Origin of the sequence: Kribbella sp. NPDC026596 (assembly GCF_040638415.1) — a bacterium.
Classification (GTDB): Bacteria; Actinomycetota; Actinomycetes; order Propionibacteriales; family Kribbellaceae; genus Kribbella.
This window is the reverse complement of the sequence record NZ_JBEZYF010000079.1, coordinates 1-26,983: the sequence shown is the minus strand read 5'-3', so window position 1 is coordinate 26,983 and position 26,983 is coordinate 1. Positions and strand designations below refer to the sequence as shown.

At 66.9% G+C, this 26,983-nt stretch carries 24 protein-coding genes and 3 pseudogenes; 14 read left to right on the top strand and 13 right to left on the bottom strand.

Annotated features, from left to right (window positions below; translation table 11 throughout):
- The first annotated feature begins 52 nt into the window (after positions 1 to 52).
- Positions 53 to 2,953, top strand: a complete 2,901-nt coding sequence (locus tag AB0E63_RS39830) for a vitamin B12-dependent ribonucleotide reductase (protein WP_360378035.1) — start codon at positions 53 to 55, stop codon at positions 2,951 to 2,953.
- A 221-nt stretch (positions 2,954 to 3,174) separates the two neighbouring features.
- On the opposite strand, the gene AB0E63_RS39825 is transcribed toward AB0E63_RS39830, so the two are convergent.
- Entirely contained in the window at positions 3,175 to 4,275 is a 1,101-nt protein-coding gene (locus tag AB0E63_RS39825; RefSeq protein ID WP_360378033.1) for a tyrosine-type recombinase/integrase, read from the bottom strand.
- Between the two features lie 279 nt (positions 4,276 to 4,554).
- On the opposite strand from AB0E63_RS39825, the gene AB0E63_RS39820 reads away from it, so the two are divergent.
- From AB0E63_RS39820 to AB0E63_RS39795, 6 genes are all read left to right on the top strand, one after another.
- The gene (locus AB0E63_RS39820; RefSeq protein WP_360378031.1) at positions 4,555 to 4,866 is read left to right on the top strand and encodes a transposase; all 312 of its coding nucleotides are present in this window, start codon (positions 4,555 to 4,557) and stop codon (positions 4,864 to 4,866) included.
- Positions 4,863 to 5,762: an IS3 family transposase gene (locus AB0E63_RS39815; RefSeq protein WP_360378029.1), complete on the top strand. Its 900-nt coding sequence runs from the start codon at positions 4,863 to 4,865 to the stop codon at positions 5,760 to 5,762. Before AB0E63_RS39820 ends, AB0E63_RS39815 begins: the two co-directional genes overlap by 4 nt.
- A gap of 547 nt (positions 5,763 to 6,309) precedes the next feature.
- Positions 6,310 to 6,873 carry a hypothetical protein gene (locus AB0E63_RS39810; protein WP_360378026.1) on the top strand — a complete coding sequence of 188 codons (564 nt, stop codon included), beginning with the start codon at positions 6,310 to 6,312 and terminating at the stop codon, positions 6,871 to 6,873.
- Positions 6,854 to 7,279 carry a nitroreductase family deazaflavin-dependent oxidoreductase gene (locus AB0E63_RS39805; RefSeq protein WP_360378024.1) on the top strand — a complete coding sequence of 142 codons (426 nt, stop codon included), beginning with the start codon at positions 6,854 to 6,856 and terminating at the stop codon, positions 7,277 to 7,279. Before AB0E63_RS39810 ends, AB0E63_RS39805 begins: the two co-directional genes overlap by 20 nt.
- Before the next feature lie 207 nt (positions 7,280 to 7,486).
- Positions 7,487 to 7,621 carry a hypothetical protein gene (locus AB0E63_RS39800; RefSeq protein ID WP_360378022.1) on the top strand — a complete coding sequence of 45 codons (135 nt, stop codon included), beginning with the start codon at positions 7,487 to 7,489 and terminating at the stop codon, positions 7,619 to 7,621.
- Positions 7,618 to 8,076, top strand: a complete 459-nt coding sequence (locus AB0E63_RS39795; protein WP_360378019.1) for a hypothetical protein — start codon at positions 7,618 to 7,620, stop codon at positions 8,074 to 8,076. Before AB0E63_RS39800 ends, AB0E63_RS39795 begins: the two co-directional genes overlap by 4 nt.
- A gap of 258 nt (positions 8,077 to 8,334) precedes the next feature.
- On the opposite strand, the gene AB0E63_RS39790 is transcribed toward AB0E63_RS39795, so the two are convergent.
- From AB0E63_RS39790 to AB0E63_RS39780, 3 genes and pseudogenes are all read right to left on the bottom strand, one after another.
- Positions 8,335 to 9,366 carry an NAD-binding protein gene (locus AB0E63_RS39790; RefSeq protein WP_360378017.1) on the bottom strand — a complete coding sequence of 344 codons (1,032 nt, stop codon included), beginning with the start codon at positions 9,364 to 9,366 and terminating at the stop codon, positions 8,335 to 8,337.
- 494 nt (positions 9,367 to 9,860) lie between these two features.
- A complete protein-coding gene (locus AB0E63_RS39785; protein WP_360378015.1) occupies positions 9,861 to 10,199 on the bottom strand; it encodes a CBS domain-containing protein in 339 nt (112 codons plus the stop codon).
- A 70-nt stretch (positions 10,200 to 10,269) separates the two neighbouring features.
- Positions 10,270 to 10,410, bottom strand: a pseudogene (locus tag AB0E63_RS39780) (CBS domain-containing protein); the annotation flags it as partial.
- A 463-nt stretch (positions 10,411 to 10,873) separates the two neighbouring features.
- Here AB0E63_RS39780 and AB0E63_RS39775 point away from each other — a divergent pair.
- On the top strand, positions 10,874 to 11,311 hold the full coding sequence (locus AB0E63_RS39775; RefSeq protein WP_360378012.1) for a pyridoxamine 5'-phosphate oxidase family protein: 438 nt from the start codon (positions 10,874 to 10,876) through the stop codon (positions 11,309 to 11,311).
- A 208-nt stretch (positions 11,312 to 11,519) separates the two neighbouring features.
- Here AB0E63_RS39775 and AB0E63_RS39770 read toward each other — a convergent pair whose 3' ends face one another.
- Positions 11,520 to 11,660 (bottom strand): hypothetical protein, encoded by a 141-nt coding sequence (locus AB0E63_RS39770; protein ID WP_360378009.1) that lies wholly within the window; start codon positions 11,658 to 11,660, stop codon positions 11,520 to 11,522.
- Positions 11,661 to 11,993: 333 nt separating this feature from the next.
- On the opposite strand from AB0E63_RS39770, the gene AB0E63_RS39765 reads away from it, so the two are divergent.
- A complete protein-coding gene (locus AB0E63_RS39765; protein ID WP_360378006.1) occupies positions 11,994 to 14,033 on the top strand; it encodes a glycoside hydrolase family 3 N-terminal domain-containing protein in 2,040 nt (679 codons plus the stop codon).
- A 472-nt stretch (positions 14,034 to 14,505) separates the two neighbouring features.
- On the opposite strand, the gene ptsP is transcribed toward AB0E63_RS39765, so the two are convergent.
- From ptsP to AB0E63_RS39740, 5 genes and pseudogenes are all read right to left on the bottom strand, one after another.
- A complete protein-coding gene (gene ptsP / locus AB0E63_RS39760) occupies positions 14,506 to 16,566 on the bottom strand; it encodes a phosphoenolpyruvate--protein phosphotransferase (protein WP_360378067.1) in 2,061 nt (686 codons plus the stop codon).
- Positions 16,561 to 16,962: pseudogene (dhaM, locus tag AB0E63_RS39755) on the bottom strand (dihydroxyacetone kinase phosphoryl donor subunit DhaM); the annotation flags it as partial. The pseudogene dhaM and the gene ptsP, both read right to left, overlap by 6 nt.
- The gene (gene dhaL / locus AB0E63_RS39750) at positions 16,959 to 17,600 is read right to left on the bottom strand and encodes a dihydroxyacetone kinase subunit DhaL (RefSeq protein ID WP_360378004.1); all 642 of its coding nucleotides are present in this window, start codon (positions 17,598 to 17,600) and stop codon (positions 16,959 to 16,961) included. The pseudogene dhaM and the gene dhaL, both read right to left, overlap by 4 nt.
- 29 nt (positions 17,601 to 17,629) lie before the next feature.
- Positions 17,630 to 18,628: a dihydroxyacetone kinase subunit DhaK gene (gene dhaK / locus AB0E63_RS39745; RefSeq protein ID WP_360378002.1), complete on the bottom strand. Its 999-nt coding sequence runs from the start codon at positions 18,626 to 18,628 to the stop codon at positions 17,630 to 17,632.
- Between the two features lie 43 nt (positions 18,629 to 18,671).
- Positions 18,672 to 19,436 carry an MIP/aquaporin family protein gene (locus AB0E63_RS39740; RefSeq protein ID WP_360378000.1) on the bottom strand — a complete coding sequence of 255 codons (765 nt, stop codon included), beginning with the start codon at positions 19,434 to 19,436 and terminating at the stop codon, positions 18,672 to 18,674.
- Between the two features lie 169 nt (positions 19,437 to 19,605).
- On the opposite strand from AB0E63_RS39740, the gene AB0E63_RS39735 reads away from it, so the two are divergent.
- Positions 19,606 to 20,415: an IclR family transcriptional regulator gene (locus AB0E63_RS39735; RefSeq protein WP_360377997.1), complete on the top strand. Its 810-nt coding sequence runs from the start codon at positions 19,606 to 19,608 to the stop codon at positions 20,413 to 20,415.
- 392 nt (positions 20,416 to 20,807) lie between these two features.
- On the opposite strand, the gene AB0E63_RS39730 is transcribed toward AB0E63_RS39735, so the two are convergent.
- Positions 20,808 to 21,032 carry a DUF6573 family protein gene (locus AB0E63_RS39730; protein ID WP_360377995.1) on the bottom strand — a complete coding sequence of 75 codons (225 nt, stop codon included), beginning with the start codon at positions 21,030 to 21,032 and terminating at the stop codon, positions 20,808 to 20,810.
- 365 nt (positions 21,033 to 21,397) lie between these two features.
- Between AB0E63_RS39730 and AB0E63_RS39725 the strand changes: the two genes are divergently transcribed.
- From AB0E63_RS39725 to AB0E63_RS39715, 3 genes are all read left to right on the top strand, one after another.
- Complete coding sequence (locus AB0E63_RS39725; protein WP_360377993.1) at positions 21,398 to 22,096, top strand: AAA family ATPase; 699 nt, start codon at positions 21,398 to 21,400, stop codon at positions 22,094 to 22,096.
- Positions 22,093 to 22,839 carry a hypothetical protein gene (locus AB0E63_RS39720; protein WP_360377990.1) on the top strand — a complete coding sequence of 249 codons (747 nt, stop codon included), beginning with the start codon at positions 22,093 to 22,095 and terminating at the stop codon, positions 22,837 to 22,839. The genes AB0E63_RS39725 and AB0E63_RS39720 overlap by 4 nt, the downstream gene beginning before the upstream one ends.
- Positions 22,840 to 23,154: 315 nt before the next feature.
- Positions 23,155 to 25,203 carry a multicopper oxidase gene (locus tag AB0E63_RS39715; RefSeq protein WP_360377987.1) on the top strand — a complete coding sequence of 683 codons (2,049 nt, stop codon included), beginning with the start codon at positions 23,155 to 23,157 and terminating at the stop codon, positions 25,201 to 25,203.
- Positions 25,204 to 25,388: 185 nt separating this feature from the next.
- Here AB0E63_RS39715 and AB0E63_RS39710 read toward each other — a convergent pair.
- Positions 25,389 to 25,591 (bottom strand): annotated as a pseudogene (locus AB0E63_RS39710) (IS3 family transposase); the annotation flags it as partial.
- A gap of 422 nt (positions 25,592 to 26,013) precedes the next feature.
- Between AB0E63_RS39710 and AB0E63_RS39705 the strand changes: the two are divergent.
- On the top strand, positions 26,014 to 26,400 hold the full coding sequence (locus AB0E63_RS39705) for a hypothetical protein (RefSeq protein WP_360377985.1): 387 nt from the start codon (positions 26,014 to 26,016) through the stop codon (positions 26,398 to 26,400).
- Positions 26,401 to 26,575: 175 nt separating this feature from the next.
- Here AB0E63_RS39705 and AB0E63_RS39700 read toward each other — a convergent pair.
- Positions 26,576 to 26,983 (bottom strand): MFS transporter (locus AB0E63_RS39700; protein ID WP_360377982.1); only part of this gene is annotated, 408 nt, incomplete at its 5' end.

Below are 26,983 nucleotides of genomic sequence, written 5' to 3'. Positions count from 1 at the left end.
CGGGGCGGTCCCGACAGACCGCGGTAGTACAGACACAGGGCGAGGAGCAACCATGACAGAGACGGTGACCGGCCACTCGGGGTCGACCAAGAGGTCGGCGGCCGGGTTCCGTGGGCGGAAGAACGCGCCCGCGGGACTCACCATCGAGCGCGTCTTCAGCACCGACGGGGTGCACCCGTACGACGAGGTGACCTGGGAGCGGCGCGACGTCGTCCAGCAGAACTGGAAGACGGGTGAGACCGTCTTCGAGCAGCGCGGGGTCGAGTTCCCCGACTTCTGGAGCGTGAACGCGTCCACCATCGTCACCACGAAGTACTTCCGCGGTGCGGTCGGCCACGACAACCGGGAGTGGAGCCTGCGCCAGCTGCTCGACCGGGTCGTGAAGACCTACCGCAAGGCCGGTGAGGAGCACGGGTACTTCGCCACCCCGGCCGACGCGGAGGTGTTCGAGCATGAGGTCACCTGGATGCTGCTGCACCAGTACTTCAGCTTCAACTCGCCGGTCTGGTTCAACGTCGGGACGTCCTCGCCGCAGCAGGTGTCGGCCTGCTTCATCCTCGCCGTCGACGACTCGATGGACTCGATCCTGAACTGGTACAAGGAAGAGGGCCTAATCTTCAAGGGCGGCTCCGGTGCCGGCCTGAACCTGTCCCGGATCCGTTCGTCGAAGGAGCTGCTGCAGTCCAGCGGCGGGACGGCCTCCGGCCCGGTCAGCTTCATGCGCGGCGCGGACGCGAGCGCCGGGACGATCAAGTCCGGCGGCGCCACCCGGCGCGCGGCCAAGATGGTCGTGCTCGACGTCGACCACCCCGACATCGAGGAGTTCGTCGACACCAAGATGCGCGAGGAGGAGAAGATCCGCGTGCTGCGTGACGCGGGCTTCGACATGGACCTCGGCGGTCGCGACATCACCTCGGTGCAGTACCAGAACGCCAACAACTCGGTCCGGGTCACCGACGAGTTCATGCGCGCGGTCGAGGACAAGGGCGAGTTCGGGCTGCGGGCGCGGCTGGACAACTCGGTGATCGAGACCGTCGACGCGCGCGGCCTGTTCGACAAGATCTCCCAGGCGGCGTGGGCCTGCGCCGACCCGGGCCTGCAGTACGACGACACCATCAACGACTGGCACACCACCCCGGAGACGGGCCGGATCACCGCGTCCAACCCGTGCTCGGAGTACATGCACCTGGACAACTCCTCCTGCAACCTGGCGTCGCTGAACCTGCTGAAGTTCCTGCGTGACGACGACCTGTTCGACTCCGAGAAGTTCGTCAAGGCCGTCGAGCTGATCATCACCGCGATGGACATCTCGATCTGCTTCGCCGACTTCCCGACCGAGGCGATCGGCGACACCACCCGCGCGTACCGGCAGCTCGGCATCGGCTACGCCAACCTCGGTGCGTTGCTGATGGCAACGGGTCACGCGTACGACTCCGACGGTGGTCGCGCACTGGCGGGCGCTATCACCTCGCTGATGACCGGAACGTCGTACAGGCGCTCGGCCGAGCTGGCCGGCGTCGTCGGCCCGTACGACGGCTTCGAGCGGAACAAGGACGCGCACACCCGGGTGATGCGCAAGCACGCCGCGGCCAACGACGCGATCCGGACGATCCACGAGATCGACAAGGACGTGCACAAGCACGCGACGGCCGCGTGGGACGGCGTACTGAAGGTCGGTGTCAAGAACGGCTGGCGCAACGCGCAGGCCTCGGTGCTCGCGCCGACCGGCACCATCGGCTTCATGATGGACTGCGACACCACCGGTATCGAGCCGGACTTCTCGCTGGTCAAGTTCAAGAAGCTGGTCGGCGGCGGCTCGATGCAGATCGTCAACCAGACGGTCCCGCGGGCGCTGCGTCAGTACAATTACACCGAGGAGACGATCGAGGCGATCGTCGAGTACATCTCCGAGAACGGTCACGTGGTGGACGCGCCGGGCCTGAAGCCGGAGCACTACGAGATCTTCGACACCGCGATGGGTGAGCGGGCCATCAAGCCGATGGGCCACGTGCGGATGATGGCCGCGGCGCAGCCGTTCCTGTCCGGCGCGATCTCGAAGACGGTGAACCTGCCGGAGACCGCGACGGTCGAGGAGATCGCCGACGTCTACTTCCAGGGCTGGAAGCTCGGCCTGAAGGCGCTCGCGGTCTACCGCGACAACTGCAAGGTCGGCCAGCCGCTGGCCGACGCGAAGGCGAAGAAGGCTGCCGACGCGGTCGCGACCGAGGCCGCCGTCGCGGAGAAGATCGTCGAGAAGGTCATCGAGTACCGGCCGACCCGCAAGCGCCTGCCGAAGTCGCGGCCGTCGCGGACCACGTCGTTCGCGGTCGGTGGCGCCGAGGGTTACATGACCGCCGGCTCCTACCCGGACGACGGTCTGGGCGAGGTCTTCCTGAAGATGGGCAAGCAGGGCTCGACCCTGGCCGGGGTGATGGACGCCTTCTCGATCGCGATCTCGATCGCGCTGCAGCACGGCGTACCGCTGGAGACCTACGTCCAGAAGTTCACCAACCTGAAGTTCGAGCCCGCCGGCCTGACCGACGACCCGGACGTCCGGATGGCGCAGTCGATCATGGACTACATCTTCCGCCGCCTGGCCCTGGACTACCTGCCGTTCGACGAGCGGGCCGCCCTGGGCATCTACTCCGCGGAGGAGCGGTCCCGGCAGCTCGACACCGGTTCCTACGAGCCTGTCCCGGTCGAGATCTCCGAGGCCGAGTCCCTGAAGTCGATCGAGCCGGCCGCCGAGGTCACCGAGCTCGCCGACAAGTCGGTCGAGGCGGCCGCGGCCAAGCCGATCAAGGGCGAGGCCCACACCACCGCCGAGATGCTCGAACTCATCACCGGCACCTCGGTCGACGCGCCGCTCTGCTTCACCTGCGGTACCAAGATGCGCCCGAGCGGCTCCTGCTACGTCTGCGAAGGCTGCGGCAGCACCTCCGGCTGCAGCTGACCTGATGCGCCGCTGACCATCAGCTGAAAGCGCCACGGCCCCCGGGAACTTCCCACTTCCCCCGGGGGCCGAGGTGCGTCCGGGGGCCAATCCCTACGATCCGGGATCTCTCCCCGAGGCTGAATCCGGCATCAGTACCGCCCAAACCCCTTGTTTCATGGCACTTTCCGGGATGGGCACGGCCCGCGGATGAGCCCGGGCGTGGGCACTGATGCCGGCACTCAAGCAACCTCCTCATCGGCGCTGCTCCGTGACTGCTCCGGCAGCGGCAGAGCTAGCCCCATCAGCCGCTTCTGGACGGCTTGACGTGCACGGGCGTGCGACGACGGCAACATGTGCGCATACATGCGAAGTGTGAAGGCCGGATCGTGATGACCGAGGTACTCGGCCAGTTCCTTGATGTTGACGCCGTCGGCGAGCGTGACGCTCGCGTAGTAGTGGCGGAGTGTGTGCATTCCGGTCCCATGGTTACTGCCACCCTTGTAGCGCAGTCGGCTACGGTCATCCTTGACTGGTGGGGGAATAACACCGGCGGCGGCCAGACTCGGACGCCAAATCATCGAGTGATAGTCCCGGGAGCGGATATGCCCGCCGCTTTGCCTTTGGAAGAGTAGATCCACCGTTGTGGATGAACCGTCCACGCGCTCCCACGGCAAGGTGCATTTTAGCGTTCCGAAACGCTCGACGTGCTCCCGAATCTGTCCCTCGATGAAGGGAGGAATCGGCACGAAACGTTCCCTGTCGTTCTTGGGCAGCGCGAAAATGTAAGTCTTGCCAACGGGTTTCAATTGACGCCGAACCCTGATGAGTCCTGTGTCGAAATCGAAATCGTCCAACGACAGGCCGAAGATTTCGCCCTGCCGGAGGCCACAGGCGACCCCGATGACGGGGATGAGCCTGAACTGGTCCGGATGGCTCTGGATCACCCTGCCGACAGTTTCGTCCGCCCAGACCACGATGTCAGGCCGGACGATGGCGGGCAGGCTGACGATCTTCGACTTCGCAGGGTTCTGCTTGATGAGTCCGTCGGCGACCGCGAGCTCCAGACACCCGGACAGAACCTGGAACGCCAAGTGCGCGAGAGCCGGGCTGGAGGTGTTGCCCAGCTCGGTCACCCATTGGGCAATCTCCGATGGGCGGATGCTCTTCACCTGCCGGCCGCCGAAGGTGGGCTGGACATGGATCCGCCACTTGCCTTCGTAGTTGACCATCGTCGCGGGATCGACCGAGCGAGAGCCGAGCCACCGCGGTCCCAGCTCCTCCAAACGCACCTTGCCCGCGTTCGGATCGAGGTAGTCGCCTCGCTCCCGATCGGTCTCCAATTCGCGCGCCGTAGCGTGTCGCCTCGGGCTTCGTGGCGAATGCTTTGGATCTCTCGTCGTCGTTCGGGTCCATCCAAACCGCCAGCCACCGCTTGCCGCGCCCCCACCTCTTCTCGTTCCGCACTCTTTCGACCGTGCCATCCGGCAGCTTGACGGCCCGAGTCCACTGATCCTTCACGAATGCCACCGATACTCCCTCTCTCGTCACATCCGAGTGGGCCTGACCCGTTTTGACGGACATCCGAGATCAGGAGCTGGTGCTCCGGAAGGATGTTCATCATGGAGTCGATGGGCAAGAAGAAGCCGCGGCCTCGGCGTTCGTTCACGGCCGAGTTCAAGGCCGAGATCGTCGAGTTGTGTCAGCGTGGTGACCGGTCGGTGGGTCAGGTCGCGAAGGACTTCGATCTGACCGAGACCGCGGTGCGGGAGTGGCTGAGGCAGACCGAGCGTGATGCCGGCACCGGTGACGGCGGGTTGACGACGAGTGAGAAGGACGAGTTGGCGGCGTTGCGGCGGGAGAACCGCCGGCTCCGGGAGGATGTCGAGATCCTCAAGCGGGCGACGGCTTTCTTCGTGAAGGAGACCCGGTGAACTGTTACCCGTTCATCGAGGCGGAGAAGCGAGGCGACCACAGCGTGAAGCGGGCGTGTGAGTTGCTGCAGGTCTCTCGTTCCGCCTACTACGCCGACCGCACCGGCGGCCCCTCGGTGCGCGCGCAGCGCGACGTCGTCCTGACCGCCAAGATCGTCGAGATCCACGACGAGTCTCGCCTGACCTACGGCTCGCCGCGGGTCCATCAGGAACTCCTCGACCAAGGTGAGAGATGTTCCCGCAAGCGGGTGGTGCGGCTGATGCGAGCCGCCGACCGCCACGGCCGGATCCCGAGACGCTGGAAGAAGACGACGATCCCTGACCCGGGCGCGAGCACCCGCCCGGATCTGATCGGCCGCGACTTCGGTATCGACCCCGACCGACCCGGCCAGTTGGACCGCCGCTGGTGTGGCGACATCACCTACATCCACACCTGGGAAGGGTGGCTCTACCTGGCCACCGTGATCGACCTCGCGTCCCGCCGGGTGGTCGGCTGGGCGACAGCCGATCATCTGCGCACCGACCTGGTCGCCGAGGCGCTCACCGACGCGGTGAATCGGCGTCGGCCAGCAGCCGATGTGCTGTTCCACTCCGATCGCGGCTGCCAATACACCTCGGCCCAGTTCGCCAACCTGGCAAGGGATCTCGGTGTCAGACTGTCAGTCGGCCGCAAGGGCCAGTGCTGGGACAACGCGGTCGCCGAGTCCTTCTTCGCCACCTTGAAAACCGAACTCATCCACCGCCGCACCTGGCCCACCCGCAAGGCCGCCACCAGCGCGATCTTCGACTACATCGAGGGCTGGTACAACACTCGCCGACGCCACTCGACCCTCGGCTACCTCAGCCCCGCCACCTTCGAATCAACCCACGCCACCACCCTCGAACAGGTAGCGTGAACCGACCTCACACCAACCGTGTCCGTCGAACCGGGTCAACCCCATGTTCCCACGCTGAACTGATGAGCGCGAGCCCAGTTCACGCCACCGCTAGCAGCTGAGATGAGCAGGAGCTGGTTCGTGTCGCGGGCCTGATCGCTGGCGTGAGTCGTCGTATGGCTCTGTGCGGCGGTGCCGTCGCTCGCGACGCCATGTTCTGGCTCGGCCGATCCACACGACACATTGACGAAACCCGGGTTGCGGGCAATGAGATCTTGGTGTCGATTCCGGCTGAATACTGACCCCCTGGTTCCGGGGCGGAACAGATGGGTCAGGATTCGACCGGCGTTGACACTTGGACGCGGGTGGTCGGACGATTTCCTTCAGTCGAACTCGGTCTCGCCTGCCCCGGGGCTGCACACCGTCCTTGTATCGCGACGCGACTGTCTACACGAGACTGGATCTTGGTCCTGAGGATTGAGGTCGTTCGGCCCTTCTAGATGCCTCACCGCGAGCACACGGTGGCATCAAAGGCTCGTTGTCTGGCGATGTCTGGTCGCCTGTCGCGATGCTCGCATTGTCGGCGCGGCACTCCAGGCGTCACCAAGAGCCCAGCTGCCAGCCCGAGGAGGGCATCATGCGATCACTACTCATTCCCCACAGGCCACACGAAAGAGCCGCGATCCGGCACGGACCCGTCGCCGGCTTCCTGCAGTCAGTCGGGCGCTTCGCCCTGCATCTCTTCGAGATGTGCATGGTGATGTGCGTCGGCGCGATCTTGCTGAGTGTGCTGTTCTTCGGTGCCGCCGCAATGCTGGGCTACACCGACCTGCCGCAGCAGGCGCCCGAACTGGCGGTGCTGGTCATCGCCATCAACCTCTCTCTGCCGATGGCCGTATGGATGCGGTTCATGGGTATGGAATGGCGCCCCACCCTGGAGATGTCGGGTTCAACGATGGTCGCCGGCCTGCTGCTGATCGCGGCGTACTGGCTGGACATCGTCGCCAAGAGCAGCCTGATGGAATTGCAGACGGGCCTCCTGGCCTGCCCGCTGATGTTCGCGGTCATGCTGTTCCGCTTCCGCCTCTACTCAACCAGTCACCCACGCCACCATGACCCCGCGACCGCGTGATGGTGCAGCCTTCCCGAGAAGTCTCGCCCGGTTCAACCGCAAGGTCGCGAATCCGGTCATGCGGCTGGTCGCGGGATGGCTGCCGCCGTTTGCGATCCTCAGGCACCGCGGCCGCCGGACCGGGCGGGACTATGCGACACCAGTGCTGGCGTTTCCCACCGAGAACGGTCTCGTCGTCACCGTGCTGTATGGCACGAACTCGGACTGGGTGAGGAACGTCCTGGCGGCCAGTCGGGTGGAAGTCAAGCGGCGCCGTCAGTCGCACGAGTATGAGCAACCCCGACTCGTCGGCAGCAACGAAGGGTTGCAGCTGGTTCCGACGATGGTCCGTCGTCCGTTCCGCCTCCTCGGGGTCCACCACTTCGTCGGTCTCACGGTTTCGCCGTCGGATGACTTACCCGCCTAACTCGACACGCCCATCTCAGTAGAGGACCACATCTCTGCGTCGCTGGTTCTGCTCCGACTGGCAGCATCCTGACAAGTAGCCGCTGTGCGCGCTCATGGCTCCTGAGCGGGAGCCGACTGTCGCCGCTCACTTCGACGTGGGACTCTCCACCGAAGCCCCTGTTGAGATCCGCCGAGTACGGTGGCCGTAACCGGTTCGGAGCCGCTGATGACTGAGCCCTTGTTGCTTGACCAGTTCATACCGCAGTACGACCACGCCGTCGTGTACTCACAAGTGTTCCGAGCGCCGCCGCAGCAGTGCTTCGAGGCGCTCGTGGACATGGCATCCTCCAGATTCCCGTGATCCGCCTACTCATTCGGGCTCGCGGGCTACCGCAACGAGTCGCGGACGATGTCCGGGGACGAGGTGCTGAGGCCAAGGAAGCGTCGTGGCCGGCGACGTTTCGGGTCCGGGACCTGGCCCCGCTCGGATGGATCAAGCTCGGCGAGAGGCCCGGCACCGAACTCGTCTTCGGGATCGTGAGCAAGCCGTGGCAACCGGTGACCAGCCGACCAGGCGGACCGGTCGCGGCGGAGCAGTTCGGTGGATTCGACGAGCCTGGGTTCGCCAAGATCGCGGAGAGCACCCGCGTCGACCCGTATGGCGACCGTTTCTCAATCGTGACTGTGGAATCGCGCGTTGCACTGACCGATGAGGACTGCCGACGACGGTTCCGGCGCTACTGGCTGATGATGAGTCCCTTCATGAAACTGATGCGCCCCACGATCATGCGCGCGCTCGAACGGCAGTTGCGGTGAGCCGAGTCGGCGAAACGGTTGACGCCCACGGCGGCAAGCCTGCGCGCAACCACCCTGCATCGCCGGATCCATCGATCGGGATCTTCTCCTCGCTGTACTGGCAGTTCCAGGCGCGCAGCCGTTCTTCAAGTTCGGGCGGCACTTATTCCTAACGAGTCCCATGCCTCGTGCCTTTCGTTCCTGCGTCGAGTCCTGGACCTGCCCGAAGGTAAGTCTCGTGTGGACAGGGCCGGTGACTGTTGGCCTTGGGCCACGGACTCACGCTGCACCACAGTGGAGGCGCAGCGCGTTGAGCTGGGCGGGGGTACCGAACGCGATCAGGATGGTCTGGGGCTCGAGCCGGGTATCGGGAGTCGGGTTGGGCAGGAACAGGCCGGTGGTGCTGGGCCGGACGGCGAGCAGGAGGGCTCCAGTGGTCTCCAGGAGGGCCACGTCGCGTAAGGAGCGGCCGGCTAGCCGCGACGCGGAGGGGATCTCAACCTCCTCGATCCGGAAATCGAGGACCTCATCGTGCATGACCACGTCGAGAAATTCTGCGACGTGCGGCTGCTGTGCAAAGGCCGCCATTCGCCGACCGCCGATCAGCTGCGGGTTGACGGCCCGATTGGCGCCCGCGCGAACGAGCTTGGCCTTGGAGGTCTCGGTGCGGGCACGAGCGATGATGACCAATTCAGGCCGCATGGCGCGGCTGGACAGCGTGACGTAGACGTTGTCGGCGTCGGTGTCGACTGCAGCGATGAGCGCGCGGGCGCGGGCGATACCGGCGGCCGCGAGGACGTCGTCATCTGTGACGTCGCCGAGCACAGTCGCGTGCTCAAGCCGTTCCAGTCGGTCGGGGTCGCGATCGATTACGACGATTTGCTGTCCGGTGGCAGCGAGGTAGTGTGCGCTCGCGCGTCCGACGCGGCCCCACCCGCAGATGATGAAGTGGTCGGTCATTCGGCTGATGTGACGGTCCATTCGACGTCTTTCCATGTGCTGGTGGAGGTGTCCTTCGATCAGGGCCTCGAGCAGGGCGCCGAGCGTGTACAGCGCGGTTCCGACTCCCGCCAGGATGAGCACGATCGTGAACAGCTTGCCAGTCGCGTTGAGCGGATGTACCTCGCGGAAACCAACGGTCGTTACGGTCGTGACTGTCTGGTACACGGCATCGAGGACGCCGAACCCGAGGATGACGTACCCGAGCGTGCCAGCGCCGATCACGACCCCAAGGGCGAGAAGCGCGAGGCGGATCCGTCGAAGTGTCCCCACGAGTCGGATTATCCCTTCGTGCCGGAGTTCAGCCTGCATCTCTTCGGCTGCACGCAGCGACCGACAGTGCTAGCCCTCGCGACGTACAGCACGACCCTTCAGCCCCACCTCACGATGGTTCCTGTTGGCGCAGCCAGACAATCAGGCCACCTGCCAGCAGCATCGTCATCTGTCGGTCGGACGGCCGGTGTCGGCCAGCGAATTCCGCACACGATGACACGGTCCCGCGTGTCCACGATGCACCTCCACCAGGCCCGAGCGAGTCGGTACCAGCATGCGCCTCGCCAACGCACCGGCCCAGCACCGTCCAGCTCAGTCAGGCCAGACGCCTCGGTTCGGACACGTTCGACGGCCAAGCGGCCAGCGAACCTCATGCAAGCCGTGTGTGGACAGGAACCGCGCTCGCGTGGCTGCGGCGGCACGCGCTGTCGTGATGCGGTTGATGGCTGCGGTGTCTGGGGCAGCGTGGGGCCGAGGCTGTCATGTCGCTTCCGACAGGCTTTGTGAGCTTCCGTTGCCACCGCGGTGGATAGTTACCAGGGGATCCGGACGTCGACGACGCCGGTGACCGATCGGACGATGGCCTCGGCTTCTCGACGCTGCCGCTCCGTGACGGGCCCGTTGATGGTGACCACGCCGTTGGTGACGTCGACCAGCCAGTTGACGCCCTCAGCGCGGACTAGGCCGTTGACCTCGTCGCGGAGCCGATCGTCGGTATGCGTTAGCACGCGGACCAGGTCGGTGCGGCTGACCACGCCGACGATCCGGCCGTTCAGCACCACCGGCAGGCTCTTCATCACGGTCGATCTCATCAGCTTGACAGCCTCGATGACCTCGCTGTCGGCGCCCACTGTGACCGCTGGGTGGGTCATCAGCTCGCGGATCCGGAGGGTCGCCGGGACGCATCGGATCTGACTGCGGGCCGTCCGGGACCAGCGCGAGCAGGTCCGCCTCGCTCACCACCCCGACGACGATACCGTCGTCGTCTACGACCGGCAGGGCGGTGATCTGGCACTCGCCCAGCAGCCGCAGGGCTTCGCGTGCCGTGGTGTACTCAGTCACGATGATGGCCGGTGACGTCATGACTTCGCGTACCAGCATGATGACTGCCTCCTCGTCGTGCCCTTCGGTGCAATCGTAGGCGGCACCACTGTGTCGTTCGGGGCAGCGCTCAAGCGGGGCCCGAGCGTCCGCCTCGACGGGACTGTCGCCGCAGGGCTCAATAGAGGATGAAGTTCTCTACCATGGTCCCCTGCCGCCATGTTCCTCTGCCGCGACAGGTCGCGGTACAGCACATGGCTGACCAGCAGGCTGCGGTGCGCCGGTGCTGGCGGGCAAGGATGCCGGACGATCACACCGTTGTCCCAATTGCATCAGCAGACCCGCTCGGCCGAAGTCGGATGGCCAGCTGCCCGGCGGCAGTAGCGGATGCACGCGCGCTCCATTCTGCGTGGCCGTTCGCTGAATACAGAGGACTGCGTTCGGCCCACCGTTTCGGGACCTACGGCCGGTACGCCGACAGGAGGGACCGCGGTACATCTGAGAGATGAGCAGTGACGACAGCAGCAACCGATGGTTCGAGCCGGCGCTCTTTCAGCACCTGCTGCCCGAGGAGTGCCGAGAGTTGCTAGCCGCCAAGTCCGTGGGACGGGTGGGCTTCAACGGCCCGGACGGTGTACAGGTGCTCCCTGTCAACTACGTCGTCCACCGGCGCAGCATCTTCTTTCGGACTGCCGCCGACGGCGCACTGGCCACCGCGATACGTCACAGCCGGGTCGCCTTCGAGATCGACGACATCGACGAGTTCCTGCAGGGAGGGTGGAGTGTCGTGGCCGTCGGCGACGCGGAGGTCGTCGACGACCCGGCGACCCTCGTGGAGCTGTGGGGAGATCAGGGTCCCAAGCCCTGGGCGGTCGGCCTGCGCACCCAGTTCGTGCGGATCACACCGATCCGTCTGACCGGCCGCCGCGTCCTCCAGCAATAGCCCGCGACCACGCGGCGGCAAGACCCGATATTCCGCGATCCCACGCCCGCAGGCAGCTGCCGGCGCTGGGGCGCGAACTCGTCTTCCGTATCAACCGGCTGATGCTTCGGTCCGCCCGCTCCCTCCGGCGGTGGTGCGGTTGTCCTTGCAGAGCCGTTCCGCCGAACTGTGGTGGAGGCTGTTCGTCAAGCGCCGCAGGGTGTCGGTCCTACTGAGTGCCGGGTGAGCAGGCGGCGTCGACGAGAACCCGGGCGGCGAGCATGTCGGGGTCGGTGGCACCGGCTCGCCGGGCCAGGTCGGCGACCCAGGCGCGGACGACACGCTTGTGCTCGACGGTACGCGCGTGCACGTCGGTGCCGGCCTCGGACGGCCGAGTGCATCCGGTGCGACGCGCCCACCAGGATCCGTCCTACACCACTCTGACGGACGCCACTTGCCGCTGGGGCTCTGCGTCCGAGCCTGGAGGCCGGGCCAGGACGGTCGAGCTGGTCTTGGTGGGAGTGACGTTGGTCGGACGCATTCTCTTCGTCCGCGAGTGCCAGTCCATTTTGAAGTCTCCAACAGGCCGGATCCCGCGTTGCCGTCCGGCGCAGCGGCGGCCACAAGCTCTTGACCTCGGGTGCGTGTCGCTGGAGCGTGGCGATGAAAGCGCTCCACCGCATACTCGCCCGAGGAGCTCGTCATGCGTTTGAGCGAATCACCACGTAGCACCTGGGCGCGCCGGACCACTCACGCAGCGATCGCAGGCGCACTCGTCCTTGCACTCGTCGCCACGCCGTCCGCCGATGCCGGGAGGTCCGCCTTTGCGGCCGACCCGGGCCTGACGTCGTACCCGACCGATGCATTTGGCCGTCCGCTGATCAGCCACACCGGGCAGGCCTATCTCGACCCGAAACTGCCGGTGCGGTCCCGCGTCCAGGATCTGCTGAGTCGGATGACACTGGAAGAGAAGGTCGGCCAGATGACGCAGGCCGAGCGCGGCGCCGTCTCGGACGACCCGTCACTTGTCACCGCCTGGCGGCTCGGTTCGGTGCTGTCCGGTGGCGGCTCTGTGCCGACGCCGAACACCCCGGAGGCATGGGCTGACATGGTCGACCGGTTCCAGGCAGCCGCGTTGCGGACCCGATTGCAGATCCCGCTGCTGTACGGCGTCGACTCGGTCCACGGTCACGGAAACTTGCTAGGGGCAACGGTCTTCCCACACAACATCGGCCTGGGCTCGACCCGGGATCCGCGACTGGTCGAGCGGATCGAGCATGTCGTCGCCGAGGAGACCCGCGCGACCGGTCCGCAATGGGCCTTCGCACCCTGCATCTGCGTCGCGCGGGACACCCGCTGGGGAAGGACCTACGAGAGCTTCGCCGAGGATCCGGAGTTGGTCACCCGGTTCGCGTCGGCCATTGAAGGCTTCCAGGGCACCCGGCTGACAGACGCCGACCGGGTACTGGCGACCGCCAAGCACTACGCCGGTGATGGCGACACCGAGTTCGACACCGCGGCCGGCGACTACACCATCGACCAAGGTGTGACCATCACGAACCGGCACGACTTCGCGCGGATCGACCTCGCGCCGTACCAGGCCGCCGTACGACGTCACGACACCGGCACCGTGATGCCGTCGTTCTCCAGCGTCGACTGGACCGAGGACGGCATCGGGAACCCGATCAAGATGCACGCGAACCGTGAACTCATCACCGACGAACTCAAGGGCAAGCTCGGGTTCGACGGTTTCGTGATCTCCGACTGGGAGGGCATCCACCAGATCCCTGGCGACTGGCCGACGCAGGTCCGGACCGGCGTGAACGCCGGCACCGACATGTTCATGGAGCCGTTCTCGGCGCTGCAGTTCGAGACCACCCTGCTCGACGAGGTTCGGGCCGGCCGGGTGTCGCAGGCGCGCATCGACGACGCCGTACGACGGATACTGGCGAAGAAGTTCGAGTTGGGCCTCTTCGAGAAGCCGTACACCGACCGCACGCACATCGCCGAGGTGGGGTCTGCGGAGCACCGGGCGCTCGCGCGCGAGGCCGTCGCGAAGTCGCAGGTGCTGCTGAAGAACACCGACGGTCTGTTGCCGTTGCGGAAGGACGCCAAGGTGTACGTCGCCGGCCGCAACGCTGACGACATGGGCAACCAGGCGGGCGGCTGGACGCTCAGCTGGCAAGGCGCATCGGGTCAGCACCGGGTGCCGGGCAACACGATCCTCGAAGGCATCCGGCAGGTCGCTCCAGGTGCGCAGGTGACGTACAGCAAGGACGGCTCGGCCCCGACCGCGGGCAGTGATGTGGCGGTCGTGGTCGTCGGCGAAACTCCGTATGCGGAAGGCTTCGGCGACGTCGGCGGTCCTGAGTGGGCGTACGACCCGGAGGACGGTGGAGTACCGCGCGAAGCGAAGAGCCTCGATCTGCAAGCTGTGGACCAGGCCGTCATCGACAAGGTGTGCGGTGCGATCGCCAAGTGCGTGGTGCTGGTCGTATCCGGCCGACCGCAGGTGATCCCGCCGGCGCAGCTCAGCACGATCGACGCCCTGGTGGCGTCTTGGCTTCCTGGTTCACAGGGTGAGGGCGTGGCCGACGTAGTGTTCGGCCAGCGCCCATTCACCGGCAAGCTGTCCCACACCTGGCCGCGCAGCGCCGACCAGGAGCCGATCAACATCGGCGACCGCGACTACGACCCCCTCTACCGATTCGGCTGGGGTCTCCGAACCACCGTCAGCCGCTAGGCCGACGCGTAGGGATCGAGTTTCTGTGAGCACGATCCGGAGAAGGCCACGGCAACGGCCCGCAAACCAATCGAGTCGTACTCGGTCGTCGTCGGCTCATTCACCACCTGATCCGGCTCGCGACAACGCTCGAGTTCGCACCACGTATATCCCCACGATGGCCCGAGATCTAGGTCAGACTGCTGGCTAAGATGCTCCTGACCTGCGTGTTTGTGTTGTGCCCCCGGCAGTGCCCCCGGCAGGATTCGAACCTGCGACGCACGGTTTAGGAAACCGACACACCCCACCGACACACGCCTCTCCAGGCGTCTCGAACCGACTCCAGTTCGGCCGATCTTGACTGCAGTCGCTTCGGATCGACGCGTCTTTGGTCCCACGCTGTTCCCACGCTGAAATGGCGAGTGATCGCACGTCCGCGCAGGCCCGGCGAGAACCGGCGCCAGGCGACGGGTGGGTTGAGCATTGGCGAGGGTCAACTCAGCATGGCGCGCACCTCGGCAGGCCCGCTGGCGCTGAGGCACTGGGGCAGCAGGTCATGCCCTGGTGAGGCCGCGACGACGCGGACAGCTTGCTTTACCCGTGGCGCCGAGGCCGGCGCGACACTCAGCTCTCGGACCCCGAGTGCCACGAGCAGCGCCGCCGCTTTCTCGTCTGCGGCGAGCTCGCCGCAGACTGCGACCAGGCACCGTCCGCTGGCTGCTCGGCAGACTGAGTCGATGAGTCTCAATACACCGGGATCGAGCGGGTCACCGATGGCCGCCACCGCGGGATTGCCTCGCTCGGCCGCGAGCGCGTACTGGGTCAGGTCGTTGGTGCCTATGCTGAAGAAGTCGACGTGAGGTGCGAACGCCTCGGCCTTGAGGGCGGTGGCGGGCACCTCAACCATGATGCCGACCTGGAGGTCGTCCGGCGTGCCGCGGCCGTCGAGCTCGATGACGTGCTCGAGACGGCGCCGCGCTTCGAGCAGCTCGTCGAGGGTGCTCACCATCGGGAACATCACGCTCACCGGGGTCTCGTGTGCGATGTGGACGATCGCCCGCAGCTGGTCGTGCAGCAGCTCGCGCTGGGCGAGCGCGAGGCGGATTCCCCGCATACCCAGGAAGGGGTTGTTCTCCGGCGGCTGAGGCGCATAGGAGAGAGGCTTGTCCCCGCCGACGTCGAGCGTGCGGAGGGTCAGTCGCCGGCCGGCGAGCGCGGCGGCCAGCGCGCGATAGACCTCCACCTGCTGCTCGACGGTCGGCGCTTCCCGGCGGTCGAGGTAGAGGAACTCGGTGCGAACCAGGCCGGCGAGATCTGCTCCGTGTGCCGCAGCCGCCTTCGCGTCGGCAACGGAACCGATGTTCGCCCCGACCAGGATCTCGACCCCGTCAGCGGTGATGGCCAGCGCGTGCGCGGCTGCCATGGCGAGCGTCGCGACGGCTCGGGAGCGTTCGTCCAGCGCCTCTAGTTGGTGCAGCGTGTCCTCGTCGGGGTTGACGTACAGCTTGCCGGTCGTGCCGTCGAGAGCGATCGTCGAGCCCGGCGGGATCGCCAGCACGCCGGCTCCTGCCGCGACGATCGCTGGGATTGCACGCGAGCGGGCCAGGATGGCGTTGTGTCCGGTTGGGCTCCCCGAGGCGAGCACCAAGCCCTTGACCCGGGTCGGGTCTAACCCGGCCACTTGGGCCGGCGTGAGGTCGTCGGCGATGACCACGCCCTCGCCGTCGAAGAGGATTTCGGGTGCCCCGACCAGCACGCGAGCCACTTGCTGACCGACCGCATGGACGTCGGCTGCCCGGGCCTGAAGGTACGGATCCGGGACCGCCGCGAACTCGGACTCGACCGCGCCGATGGCATCGAGCCATGCGCGGGGAGCGGCGAGCCCGGTGCGGATGCGAGTGTGTACGTCATCGAGCAGCTCGGCGTCGTCGATGAGCATGAGGTGGGCGTCGAAGATCCCCGCCTCGCCCTCGCCGGCTTCTTGTGCCGCGGTCACTCGCACGCGCTGGATCTGTCGTCGTACCTCGGCGACCGCGGCGCGCAGCCGCCGCCACTCGACGACCTCGTCTTGGGCATCGTCGTCCGGCACGTCGACGTCGACCGAGCGGATGGGTATCGCCGGTCCGATGGCGATGCCCGGCGAGGCGGCGAGCGGGCCGCTGTTGTACGGCACGGGGGCAGCCTGCTCGGTGGCAGCGGGCGCGGGCTCGTCGAACCGGCGCTCGGCGAGGGCGACGACGTGCTGGAGCGCCTCATGTGCCTGAGCTCCGGTGGCACTGACCTCGACTCGGTGGCCGTGGAGAGCTCCGAGTGCAGCGACCCGGGACAGGCTGGTCGCCGGCACCGGCCCGGCTCCGGTGTCGAGGTTGCGCAGCTGCACGCGGGCGTCGTACCGCCGTGCCTCCTGGACGAGCCGGGCGGCTGGGCGCGCATGCAGGCCATGTGGGTTGAGGATCTTGACGACGGCCGACAGTGGCGCGGCCGCGCCTGTCGCCGTCCCTGCTGCATCGCTCCCGGGGCGATCGAGATCGACGGTTTCGACAGTGGGGTTCAAGTGTGACTGCTTGGCCGCCAGCGACCCGACCGCCTCTGCGGCGACCTGCGTGGGAGATGCTCCTCCGGCTGCTGCGACGGCTGCGATGACAAGCCCCTCGACGAGCGGTGCTGGGCACAGTACCGCCCGCTCGCGTACGCCGGGGTCGATCATGTCCAGGGCCATTTCCGCCGACAGGACCGCGCTGCCGAGGTCCATCAAGACGACGACACCATCGCCGTCATCCGCGGCGGTTATCGCCTCGACGATGGCTGTGGCATCGGTGCCGAACGTCGTTGCGTCCAGCCCGGCCGCGACCGCGATGCGCACCCGAGACCCGTGCAGCATCTCCGAGGCCAGGGCCACGGATGCGTCGGCCAGCGCACGACTGTGGGAGACCACGACCAGACCGGTCACCGCGCTTTCTCCGCGCCCACGACCCGTGCCAGCGTCGCCACCAGCAGGGCCGACGACGTGGCCCCTGGGTCCTGGTGACCGACGCTGCGCTCGCCGAGATACGAGGCCCTGCCCTTGCGCGCGAGCATCGGTGTGGTCGCGTCGCGACCCACGTCCGCCGCCGTCGCGGCTCGCTGCAGGGCGGTGGCCAGATCCAGCCTCCCAGCGAACGCGGCGTCCAGGGCGTCACAGGCCGGCGCGAGCGCGTCGTACATCGTCTTGTCTCCGGCCTGGGCACGTCCGCGGCCGACCACCCCGTCGAGGCCCGCTCGCAGCGCCGCGGCGAACCGAGCCGGATCCAGCGCCTCCGCGTCGCCCACGGCCGCGGACATGCGCAGGAAGAAGGTGCCGTAGAGGGGTCCGCTGGCACCACCCACCGTGCGTACCAGGGTCATTCCGGTGGTCTTGAGGAGGACGCCCGGCGACGCGTCGGCCAGGTCATCGAGCGCCGCGACCACATCGGTCATCCCACGGTCGAGGTTGGTGCCGTGGTCGGCGTCGCCGATCGCCGCGTCGAGCTGGGTGAGGAGAACGCGGTTGGCGGCGACCTCCCGGGCGAAGGCACCCAGCCAGGCCCTGACCGCCGTGGCGTCGATCATCGTCGTCACTCCTGTGGAGGCCATGTTGCTCAAACCCCCCACCGCAGGGCGGGTGTCATCACCGGCGCGTCCCACAAGCGCAGCAGATCGTCGTCCAGCCGCAGCAGGGTGACCGAGCACCCCGCCATGTCCAGGCTGGTGATGTAGCTTCCGACGAGCGACCGTGCCACGGGTAGGCCCGCCTTGGACAGAAGCCTGTTCACCTCGTGGTACATCAGGTAGAGCTCGATGAGCGGCGTGCCGCCCATCCCGTTGACGAACGCGAGCACGCCGTCGCCTGCGAACTCGAAGTCGTCCAGGATCGGCTCGACGAGCATCTGGGCGATCTCTGCTGCGGGCGCGAGCGGTATCCGCTTGCGCCCAGGCTCGCCGTGGATGCCGATGCCGAGCTCCATCTGGTCGTCTGGCAGGTCGAACGTCGGCTGGCCCGCTGCGGGGACGGTGCAGGACGTCAGGGCCATGCCCATGCTGCGTCCGGAGGAGTTCACCTTGCGAGCGACGTCGGCCACTTCGGCGAGCGGCCGGCCCTGCTCGGCGGCCGCGCCGGCCAGCTTCTCCACCAGGACCGTGACGCCGACTCCCCGCCTTCCGACGGTGTAGAGGCTGTCCTGTACGGCGACGTCGTCGTCGGTGACCACCGCGATGACCTCGACGCCGCCGCCCGCGCCGGCCAGTTCGGCGGCCATCTCGAAATTCATCACGTCGCCGGTGTAGTTCTTCACGATGTGCAGTACTCCGGCGCCACCGTCGACGCCGTTGGTGGCGGCCAGGATCTGGTCGGGCACCGGGGAGGTGAAGACCTCACCGCAGCAGGCTGCGTCGAGCATGCCCGGGCCGACGAACCCGCCGTGCAGGGGTTCGTGGCCGGAACCACCGCCCGAGACCAGCCCGACCCTTCCCGGGCGTGGGGGGTCGGCGCGGAACACAACCTTGTTCTCATGATCGACCCGAAGCTCTGGGTGGGCTGCCTCGAGGCCCCGGAGGGACTCGGCGACGACGTCAGTTGGTGCGTTGATCAGTTTCTTCATGACGGTGGCTCCTTCGACTGCGAGGTGTGTGGGACGGTGGCGGTCACACGCCGGTGACCGATGCCTGCTCGGGGACCACCGCCGGCGCCTCATCGGCTCGGCGAGCAGGCCTGACGAGGGCGGCGTAGGCCAGCGCAGCCACGACACCGGCGATGCACTCCGCAAACACGTAGACGGGCAACTGTTCCCACTTGACGGTGCCCCCGGCGATCTGCTGCACCAGCATCGGCCCGAACGTGCGGGCCGGGTTGATCGAGGCTCCCGTGGTCGGTGCCACCGGGATGATCGCGGCGAATACGACCAGGCCGATGGCCAGCCCCGCGAATCCTGCCGGCGCGTTGCGATGGATCACCCCGAAGACGGTGAACACGAGGATGAAGGTCCCGATGAACTCAGCCGCGAACGCTTGGGGCACACTGACCGCCTCGCCGTACGAGGTGACGCCGAGGCCAACATGGCTCGCCTTCTGCCCGAGCACCGCGATGATCGCGGCGGCGCCGATGACGGCCCCGACCAGTTGGGCGCCGAGATAGCCCGGCACATTCCTCCACGGGAACTTTCCTGTCACCGCGAGGCCGAGGGTGACCGCGGGGTTGATGTGGTTCCCACTGACGTGCCCCAGCGCGTAGACGGTCGCGACCACGATGGTCCCGAACGCCAACGAGATCATCCCCAGATCGGCCATCGTGAAGGGCGCGTCACCGTTCACGATGAGGGTGGCGGGCACCGAGCCCACGCCGACGAAGACGAGGAAGGCGGTCCCAACGACCTCGGACGCCAACTTCTGGATCATAAACGGTTCGCTCATGGTGCCCTCCTGCGAGGCGCACACGGTCACCCTGCGGTCTGCACCCACAGGCCATCCGTGTAAGATTGGAATGGCATTCGACAATGTCGAATGATGTTCGGAGGTTACGCTGCTCTTTCAAAGGGGCACAAGACCCTGATCGAAAGTCGACGGAGGATGAGGTGATCCGGTGATCCAGTCGGTTGACCGCGCCCTGCGGATCCTCGCCCTTTTACAGGGCGACCACAGGCTCAGCCTGGGCGAGATCGCGCAGCGGCTCGGCCTGCCAGCGTCGACCGTCCACGGCATCGTTCGCACCCTGCTGGCCCACCGAATGGTCGTCCAGGAGCACGACTCCGGCCACTACCGACTCGGCCCCGCGGTGCTGACGATGGGCAACGTGTACCTCGACACCCTCGAACTACGCTCGCGGGTCACCCCCTGGACGGAGGACCTCGCGCGTCGTACCGGCCTGGCCGTGCGTACCGCGGTGATGCTTATCGACGACGTCGTGGTGGTGCAGCACGAGCCTCGACCGGACGGGTCGCGCCAGATGCCGGAAGTCGGGATCGTGATCCCCGCCCATGCCTGCGCGCTGGGCAAGGCGATCCTCGCGTTCGATGACGAGCTGGCAGACGGCGTTCTGGAGGGAGCACCGCTGCGAAGCATGACCGGCCAGACAGTGACCGACCCCCGTAAGCTCCGAAGCCTGTTCGATCAGATCCGCGTCACGGGCATCGCGGAAGAGGTCGAGGAGGCGGTGCTCGGCGAGTGCGGCGTGGCCGCCGTCCTGAGCGATCGGTTCGGCGGTGCGGCCGGCGCGATCGGACTGGTCGGGTCAATTGACGAGTGGCCGCTCGATCCGGCCGTGGTGACGTCGCTGCGATCCGCCGCCCGCTCGGTGTCGCGCGAGCTCGGCGCCGCATCGTGGCCGCCACACGGTGAAGCGCCGCGAGTGTCGGAGATGGGAACCCGCCGAAGACGCCCCCGGCCCGCTTGACGTGAGTCCGCGCCCAAGTGGCGACGGCCAATGGTGGCGCCGGGTCCTGGACGATCGGGGCATGTTTCCGCCGGCACTGCGCCACCGCCCTGCGGCCCGCAGCAGCCGTTCCGACCGCAGACGCACCCGGTGGCACTACGTCCCAGGGCAGCTGAGCCTTCTCGCGGACCGCGTATCGGGTCGTTCGGCCTTGCGGCCGGGTGCTTGCCGCGGGCTATAACCGCGTGGCCGTGTGCGTTGATCAGCGTTGACTCCTCGTCAGTGGGGTCGGTTGCCGCTGCGGGCCACGGTGGGCTCGGTCAGCCGACGTGCGGCCGTGAACAGCCACCCGCGCACTCCACGGCGCTCAGATCCTCGGCGCCCCGCCAGGCCTGGAGCTGCCGGCCGTCACATCACAGCCGACCCCCGGCCGCGGGCAGGAGGGTCCCTCTCCAGGAGATGCGGCCGTACCTGGCCTCGGCTGTTTGGCAGAGACTCGCCTCCTGGGTCAGGGCGACCGGGACGGTGAAGCCGGATTCCCTCGCGGTCTCCGTGACATCGATGAGGATGCCCCCGGCAATCGAGTCGGCCCGGCTGTAGCTGTGGATCACGTCCGCCTCACCGAACAGCTTCGCCATGCCGTGAGCACGAAGGGCTCGTGTGCCTGTCGACGCCTGTCGGGATGGACTTGTAGATGAGACGGCCGACGGCTCGATCGGACCTCCGCGCATCGACAAGTCTGGAGAGTTGGAGAAGACCGGGTGATCACGGCGGTCGGCAACGATAGTGTTGCCTGCTTTGACTTCGCAAGCGATCGAGGGCTCGACTCTTGACGCGCGCCACGGCAGCCCTCGGCTCATGTGCCGTGCTCGCCAGTGCTGAGGCCGCCGTACTTGCCCACGCCGCCGGCGGCGTGGGCGCTGGGGACTCTCGCGGCGGTGTCAGGTGGTTGTGAGGTGGCGCCCGTTACCGCGACTTGCGTGACCCTACGCGGACCGTAGGGGTGCTGCTCGAGCACGCCTACCATCCAGGCCGCAGCGGCCGGAACCACTTGCGGATCCTCGCCGACGGTGCCGGCATCCCGGAGTCACGAGCCGACGACATGCTCGACCTCGTCGGGCTGGCAGACGCCGCTGATCGTCACGCAGGCACATACTCGCTCGGCATGCGGCAGCGCCTGGGGCTCGCCGGAGCTCTGCTGGGCGATCCACCAGTGCTGGTCCTCGACGAGCCCGGCAACGGACTCGACCCACAGGGGCTCCGTGACCTGCGTGACCTCCTGCGCGCCCGGGCAGCGGCCGGCGGCACCGTCTTCGTGTCCAGCCACCTCCTGGCAGAAGTCGAGCACCTCGCCGACGAGGTCGTGGTCCTGAACCGGGGCCGGCTCGTCACCGCCGGCGTCCTCTCGGACTTGCAGGAGAGGGGCATCTCGGTCCGCACGGCCAACACCGCCGCGCTGAGCCGGATCCTCGAGGAAGCAGGAGGAGCGGTTCGCGCAGGCGCAGACGGCACACTCCTGGTCCGCGGACTCACGATAGACCAGATCGGCGACCGCGCCAACGCCGCCAACATCGCCCTCCACGGACTGGCCCCACAGGTGGGCTCGCTGGAGGACCTGTTCATGCAATGGACCGGCGACCCCGAACACCACCCCGTGTCCTCGGCCGCCGACAAAACCGAGAAGGAGGTCGTGCTGCGATGAGGTGGCTACGACTCGTACGTGCAGAGCTGCGCAAGCTCACCACCACCAAGCTGCCGTGGGGCTTCCTCGCGGTGCTCGTCGTCATCGCCGGTCTGGACGCGGCCGTCGTCCTGTGGGGAACCGACATGGACGGCAGCAAGACCTTCATCTCCACCGCCGATGACCAGCAGTCCCTGATGGCATTCGCGGCCAACGCGATGATCGGAACCGGGCTCTTCGGCGCCATCGCGGTAGCACGCGAATTCGGCCACAACACGGTCGTACCGACGTTCCTGACCAGCCCACGGCGATACCGGGCAGTCCTGGCCCAACTCACCGCAGTCATGATCGCCGGAGGCCTGCTCGGCCTGCTCGGCGAGACTCTGGTCATCGGCGCGGTCGCCGGCGCATTGCCCTTCGCCGACTACAGCTTCATGGTGTCGGCAGGTGCGGTCGCTCAGCTTCTCGCCGCCTCGACGTGGGCTGGAGCTGCCGGAGCGGTCCTTGGCGCCGGGCTTGGCGCGTTGGTCCGCAACATCGGTGGAGCCGTCACCGCGGCCGTGGTGTTGCTGTTCATCGTCCCGCCGCTGGCGGTGCGACTGGTCAACGACGCGGCCTCCTGGATCCCAGACACCCTGACCAGGGTGCTCGGGGGAGTCGGAGACCAAGTCAGCGTTCCCGCAGCCTTGGCGGCACTCGCCGCGTGGGCGCTCATCCCTGCCGCCCTGGGCCTCCTCGCCGTGCAGCGGCGCGACGTCGTCTAACTGACCAACGTCCCTGGACATCACAGCTGGGTGGTATCGGACCCGGGCTGGAGTCGCACTCGTCGAGGTCGTTGTCGGCTGACTCGTATCGAGACGTACCCCGCGTGCCTATTGCTGGCGCGACTACTGCGGGTCCACACTTGATTTTGGGGTTGGTCAAGGGGGTTGACCAATGGCGTTGCTCGTCTGGGGATGCTCACGGGGTGTGGTCACGCGAGTTGGCGCGTGAAGCGTTGGTGCGGTTTTGGGGTGGACGCGATGGCACATCGCGACGAATCGGTCAGGCTGCTCAGTCGGCGCACGTTCATTAGGGCGGTGGGTGGGACAGGCGTCGGCTTCGCGCTGTACGCCTACCTGCCCGGGGGTGGGGTCAAAGCCCTGGCCCAGATCCCTGGTGGCACTCTGAATCCGGATCTGGTGCCCAAGTTCCAGACGGCGATGCTGATCCCGCCGGTGATGCCGAGGGCCGGCACGTTGGTCATGCCGGGTGGCAAGCCCGCGGACTACTACGAGATCTCGATGCAGCAGATCTCGCAGCAGATTCTGCCGGCTCCGCTGCCCGCTACCGCTGTGTGGGGGTACGGCGCGGTCACAGCGGCGAGCAGTCGCGGCCTGCTCATCCACAACGCGCCCTCGCTGACTATCGAGGCCCAGGTCAACCGACCGGTGCGGATCAAGTGGATCAACGACCTGGTCGATGCAGGTGGCAACTATCGGCCGCACCTGCTACCGGTCGATCCCACGTTGCACTGGGCGAACCCGCCGGGCGGCGCCATGCACCGAGACGACCGTCCGGACTTCACGGGCCAGCCGACGCCAGGCCCGTACACGGGCCCCGTCCCCATGGTCACGCACGTGCACGGCGCCATCGGTGTAGGTGATGAGAGCGACGGGTACGCGGAGGCCTGGTATCTTCCGGCGGCCGACAACCTGCCAGGCGGCTACGCGACGAATGGCACCTGGTACGACTTCTTCGCGGGCAAGGCGTCCGCCGCTTTCGGAGTGGCGTGGGGGCCGGGATTCGCAACGTTCCAGTACCCGAACCAAAACCGCGCCTCGACCATCTGGTATCACGACCACACGCTGGGCATGACCAGGCTGAATGTCTATGCCGGTCCGGCCGGCTTCTACATCGTGCGTGGCGGCCCGGCGGGCGACAAGGCAGTGTTGGACAGCCGGTCCGGTGCGGTCGCGGTGCTCCCCGGCCCGGCGCCGGCGGAGAACGACCAGTTCCCGGCGAACAAGACCTACCTCGAGATCCCGATCGCGATCCAGGACCGCTCGTTCAACTCCAACGGGTCGTTGTTCTATCCCGACAGCCGCACGTTCTTCGACGAGCTCGTCGGTCCCTACATCCCCGACGGGCCTTTCTCGCCGATCTGGAACCCGGAGTTCTTCGGGAACATGACGATGGTGAACGGCAACACCTGGCCGTTCCAGACCGTCCAGAAGCGGCGGTACCGGCTGCGGTTCCTCAACGGCTGCCAGTCCCGCTTCCTGATCCTGGACTTCAACCAGATCCCGGGTGTCGAGGTGTGGGCCATCGGCAACGAGGGCGGCTTCCTGGCGGCGCCGGTGAACCTGACCGCCACAAACGGGAACCGGCTGCTGATGGCGCTGGCCGAGCGTGCCGATCTGATCGTGGACTTCACCAACGTGCCGGTGGGCAACTACGTCCTGCGCAACGTCGGTCCCGACGCGCCGTACGGCGGCGGCGTGCCCGGCGTCGACTTCGACTCCGCGGACGAGAACTCGACGGGCCAGGTGCTGCAGTTCCGGGTCGTGCCGGCCCTCGCTCCCGACCCGACCACGCCGCCGCTGTTCCTCCGGCTGCCGGCCCGCGCACCGCTGCCGACCGCGACCGTGACACGACGGCTGGCGCTGATTGAGAAGGCGGACATCGGCTTCGACGAGACGGAGGAGGAGATCGAGGGACCCGTCGAGGCGTTGCTGGGTATTGTCGATGCAGGCATCGCCGTGGAGAAGCTCTGGATGGATCCGGTGAGCGAGAATCCTGCGCTGGGTGCGACCGAAGTCTGGGAGATCTACAACGCCACCGCGGACGCGCATCCGATGCACATCCACGAGGTGGCCTTCGAGGTGGTGAACCGCCAGGACATCCTGGTGGACGAGGAGACCGGGGCTGTGCAGTTGGTGCCAGGTTCAGTCCCGATGCCACCCGAGTCATGGGAGACCGGCGTCAAGGACACCGTTACGGCCCTACCGGGCCAGGTGACCCGGGTGCGTATGCGGTTCACCACACCCGGCCAGTTCGTCTGGCACTGCCACATCGTCGAGCACGAGGACAACGAGATGATGCGGCCCTACCGCATTGGCCCCGTCCAGCCGGGCCAGCCCGACTGACGGCACAGCGACAACACCCCTGGCTCGTCGCGTGACCACGGCGGCACGTTGGCGTCAGTGGCGCTGCGGGGGCGGGGGGCTGCGGGAGATGTTCGGGTTCGGCTTTCCGGAGGTCGCAGCCGCCGTCGGGCGGTCGGAGGCGGCGTGTCGCCAGCTCGCGGTCCAGGCGCGACACCACATGGACGTCGGGCGGGAGCGGCCTTCAGCCAGGCGTAGTACGACGAGCGCTCGATCTCGACGAGCGTGCACAGCCGCTTCACCACAAAGGTGGTGCAGTGGTCCGCGACGAACTGGAAGCGGTTCACCAGTTTGTCTCCCCGGCGAAATACTTGGCCGCCTGGCGCAGAATCTCCCGCTCGGCCGTGAGCTTGGTCTTCTCCGCGCGCAGCCCCAGCTGCAGACGGCTCGCGGCGGTCCGGGCGGCATGTGCGCTCAACTGCGAGTATGGCCCGCGCCTCGATGGACCCTCATCGAAGGCCGATCAGTAACTTTGAATCTCACGGCCGGCCGTGGTGCTGTTCGTGGTGCGAAATCCTCGGCATCGAGGAGGAAATTCGCGTGTGGTGCGGTGAGACCTGTACGTAAATCCGCTGGTAGAGGCTCAATCACACGCTGTCGGTCCTTCTCGTAATGAGAAGGTCGTCCGGTTCCAACTCGCCGGAGCGCCTTCATGACTGTGACTACCTTCCATCCGCTGCAGATCGTAGGTGCTGCGGCGCTGGCTGCTCGCCGACTTGGGCTCGCCGGGTGACCACAGGCGGCCTTATCCAGAACCTCCGATTTCATCCCGCCGCGCACTACCCTTTTCGGATGGTCGAGGAAGTAGCGCCTTTAAAGGATGAAGTCCAGACTGCCGTACCGCACGCTTGGCGAGGCACTCTTGGCGCGATCGTCGATTCCCTCATTCGAGGAGACTCCCGCATCGGCCAAGGCATCGAGAACGCTGATCCGGTCTCCGAGGACGTGTCGAACCAATGCCGCGAGACTGTTGCGAACTATGGATCGGCTACCTTGATCCGGCTGCCAGAGGCAACTTGGAGCACCTCAGTCGCGATGTGGCAAGGTGACCACTGGGAGTGTCTCGTTGACCTCTGGACCGCCGAGGAAGGTCGCAGCGACCTCGTGTTGGACGTCGCGGTCTCCGAAGACCACGAAACGGCATTTCGATTTCGTCCGTATCTCGTTTACGTCCAGTAGCCGAAAGTTCCCGGACCTCGACTACCAAAGGTGAGGACAGCTGAGGCGGCTGAAGGCATGCGCATCTTCCCAGTGCAACCGGCAGATGGCGGGCTGCGTCACAATCACTTCTCGAACCCCTGGATATTCCACCGAATGTCGAACGAACCGGCCTGCCTAGCGGTAACCCGCCTGGCTAGGGCTTTCGGTCCGACAGCCAGCCGCCGATCGGTCGCATCAGGACGGCGATGACGACGAAGCCGGCCATCCGGTTGGCCACGTCGGCGGCGCTCAGGTCGTAGGCGGTCTTCAGGTACGACGGCAGGTAGACCGAGAAGGCCACATAGCCACCGAAGGCAACGGCGTACAGGATGCAGGCCTGCCAGCTGATCGGGAGCTTGGCGTTCGAGACCAGCCGGGTCACGAACGAGCCCTGTGCCGGGCGCCGGTTCGGCGCGTCTCGCAGTACCAGCCACGCCAGTACGGCGTACCCGGCCAGGACGCAGGCTGTGATCAGGAACGGGACCCGGTGGCCGGCGTTGCTGTACAGCTTGACGGTGGTCAGCGCGCTGATCGCCGTACCGCCCATGCCCGCGCCGAAGAT

Bases quoted from the DNA above. Each gene is read 5' to 3' on its own strand.
- AB0E63_RS39830 (WP_360378035.1), top strand. From the start codon at position 53: ATGACAGAGACGGTGACCGGCCACTCGGGGTCGACCAAGAGGTCGGCG.
- AB0E63_RS39820 (WP_360378031.1), top strand. From the start codon at position 4,555: ATGGAGTCGATGGGCAAGAAGAAGCCGCGGCCTCGGCGTTCGTTCACG.
- AB0E63_RS39810 (WP_360378026.1), top strand. From the start codon at position 6,310: ATGCTCGCATTGTCGGCGCGGCACTCCAGGCGTCACCAAGAGCCCAGC.
- AB0E63_RS39805 (WP_360378024.1), top strand. From the start codon at position 6,854: ATGACCCCGCGACCGCGTGATGGTGCAGCCTTCCCGAGAAGTCTCGCC.
- AB0E63_RS39800 (WP_360378022.1), top strand. From the start codon at position 7,487: ATGACTGAGCCCTTGTTGCTTGACCAGTTCATACCGCAGTACGACCAC.
- AB0E63_RS39790 (WP_360378017.1), bottom strand. From the start codon at position 9,366: ATGCAGGCTGAACTCCGGCACGAAGGGATAATCCGACTCGTGGGGACA.
- AB0E63_RS39785 (WP_360378015.1), bottom strand. From the start codon at position 10,199: ATGACCCACCCAGCGGTCACAGTGGGCGCCGACAGCGAGGTCATCGAG.
- AB0E63_RS39775 (WP_360378012.1), top strand. From the start codon at position 10,874: ATGAGCAGTGACGACAGCAGCAACCGATGGTTCGAGCCGGCGCTCTTT.
- AB0E63_RS39765 (WP_360378006.1), top strand. From the start codon at position 11,994: ATGCGTTTGAGCGAATCACCACGTAGCACCTGGGCGCGCCGGACCACT.
- dhaL (WP_360378004.1), bottom strand. From the start codon at position 17,600: ATGATCGACGCCACGGCGGTCAGGGCCTGGCTGGGTGCCTTCGCCCGG.
- dhaK (WP_360378002.1), bottom strand. From the start codon at position 18,628: ATGAAGAAACTGATCAACGCACCAACTGACGTCGTCGCCGAGTCCCTC.
- AB0E63_RS39740 (WP_360378000.1), bottom strand. From the start codon at position 19,436: ATGAGCGAACCGTTTATGATCCAGAAGTTGGCGTCCGAGGTCGTTGGG.
- AB0E63_RS39730 (WP_360377995.1), bottom strand. From the start codon at position 21,032: ATGGCGAAGCTGTTCGGTGAGGCGGACGTGATCCACAGCTACAGCCGG.
- AB0E63_RS39720 (WP_360377990.1), top strand. From the start codon at position 22,093: ATGAGGTGGCTACGACTCGTACGTGCAGAGCTGCGCAAGCTCACCACC.
- AB0E63_RS39705 (WP_360377985.1), top strand. From the start codon at position 26,014: ATGGTCGAGGAAGTAGCGCCTTTAAAGGATGAAGTCCAGACTGCCGTA.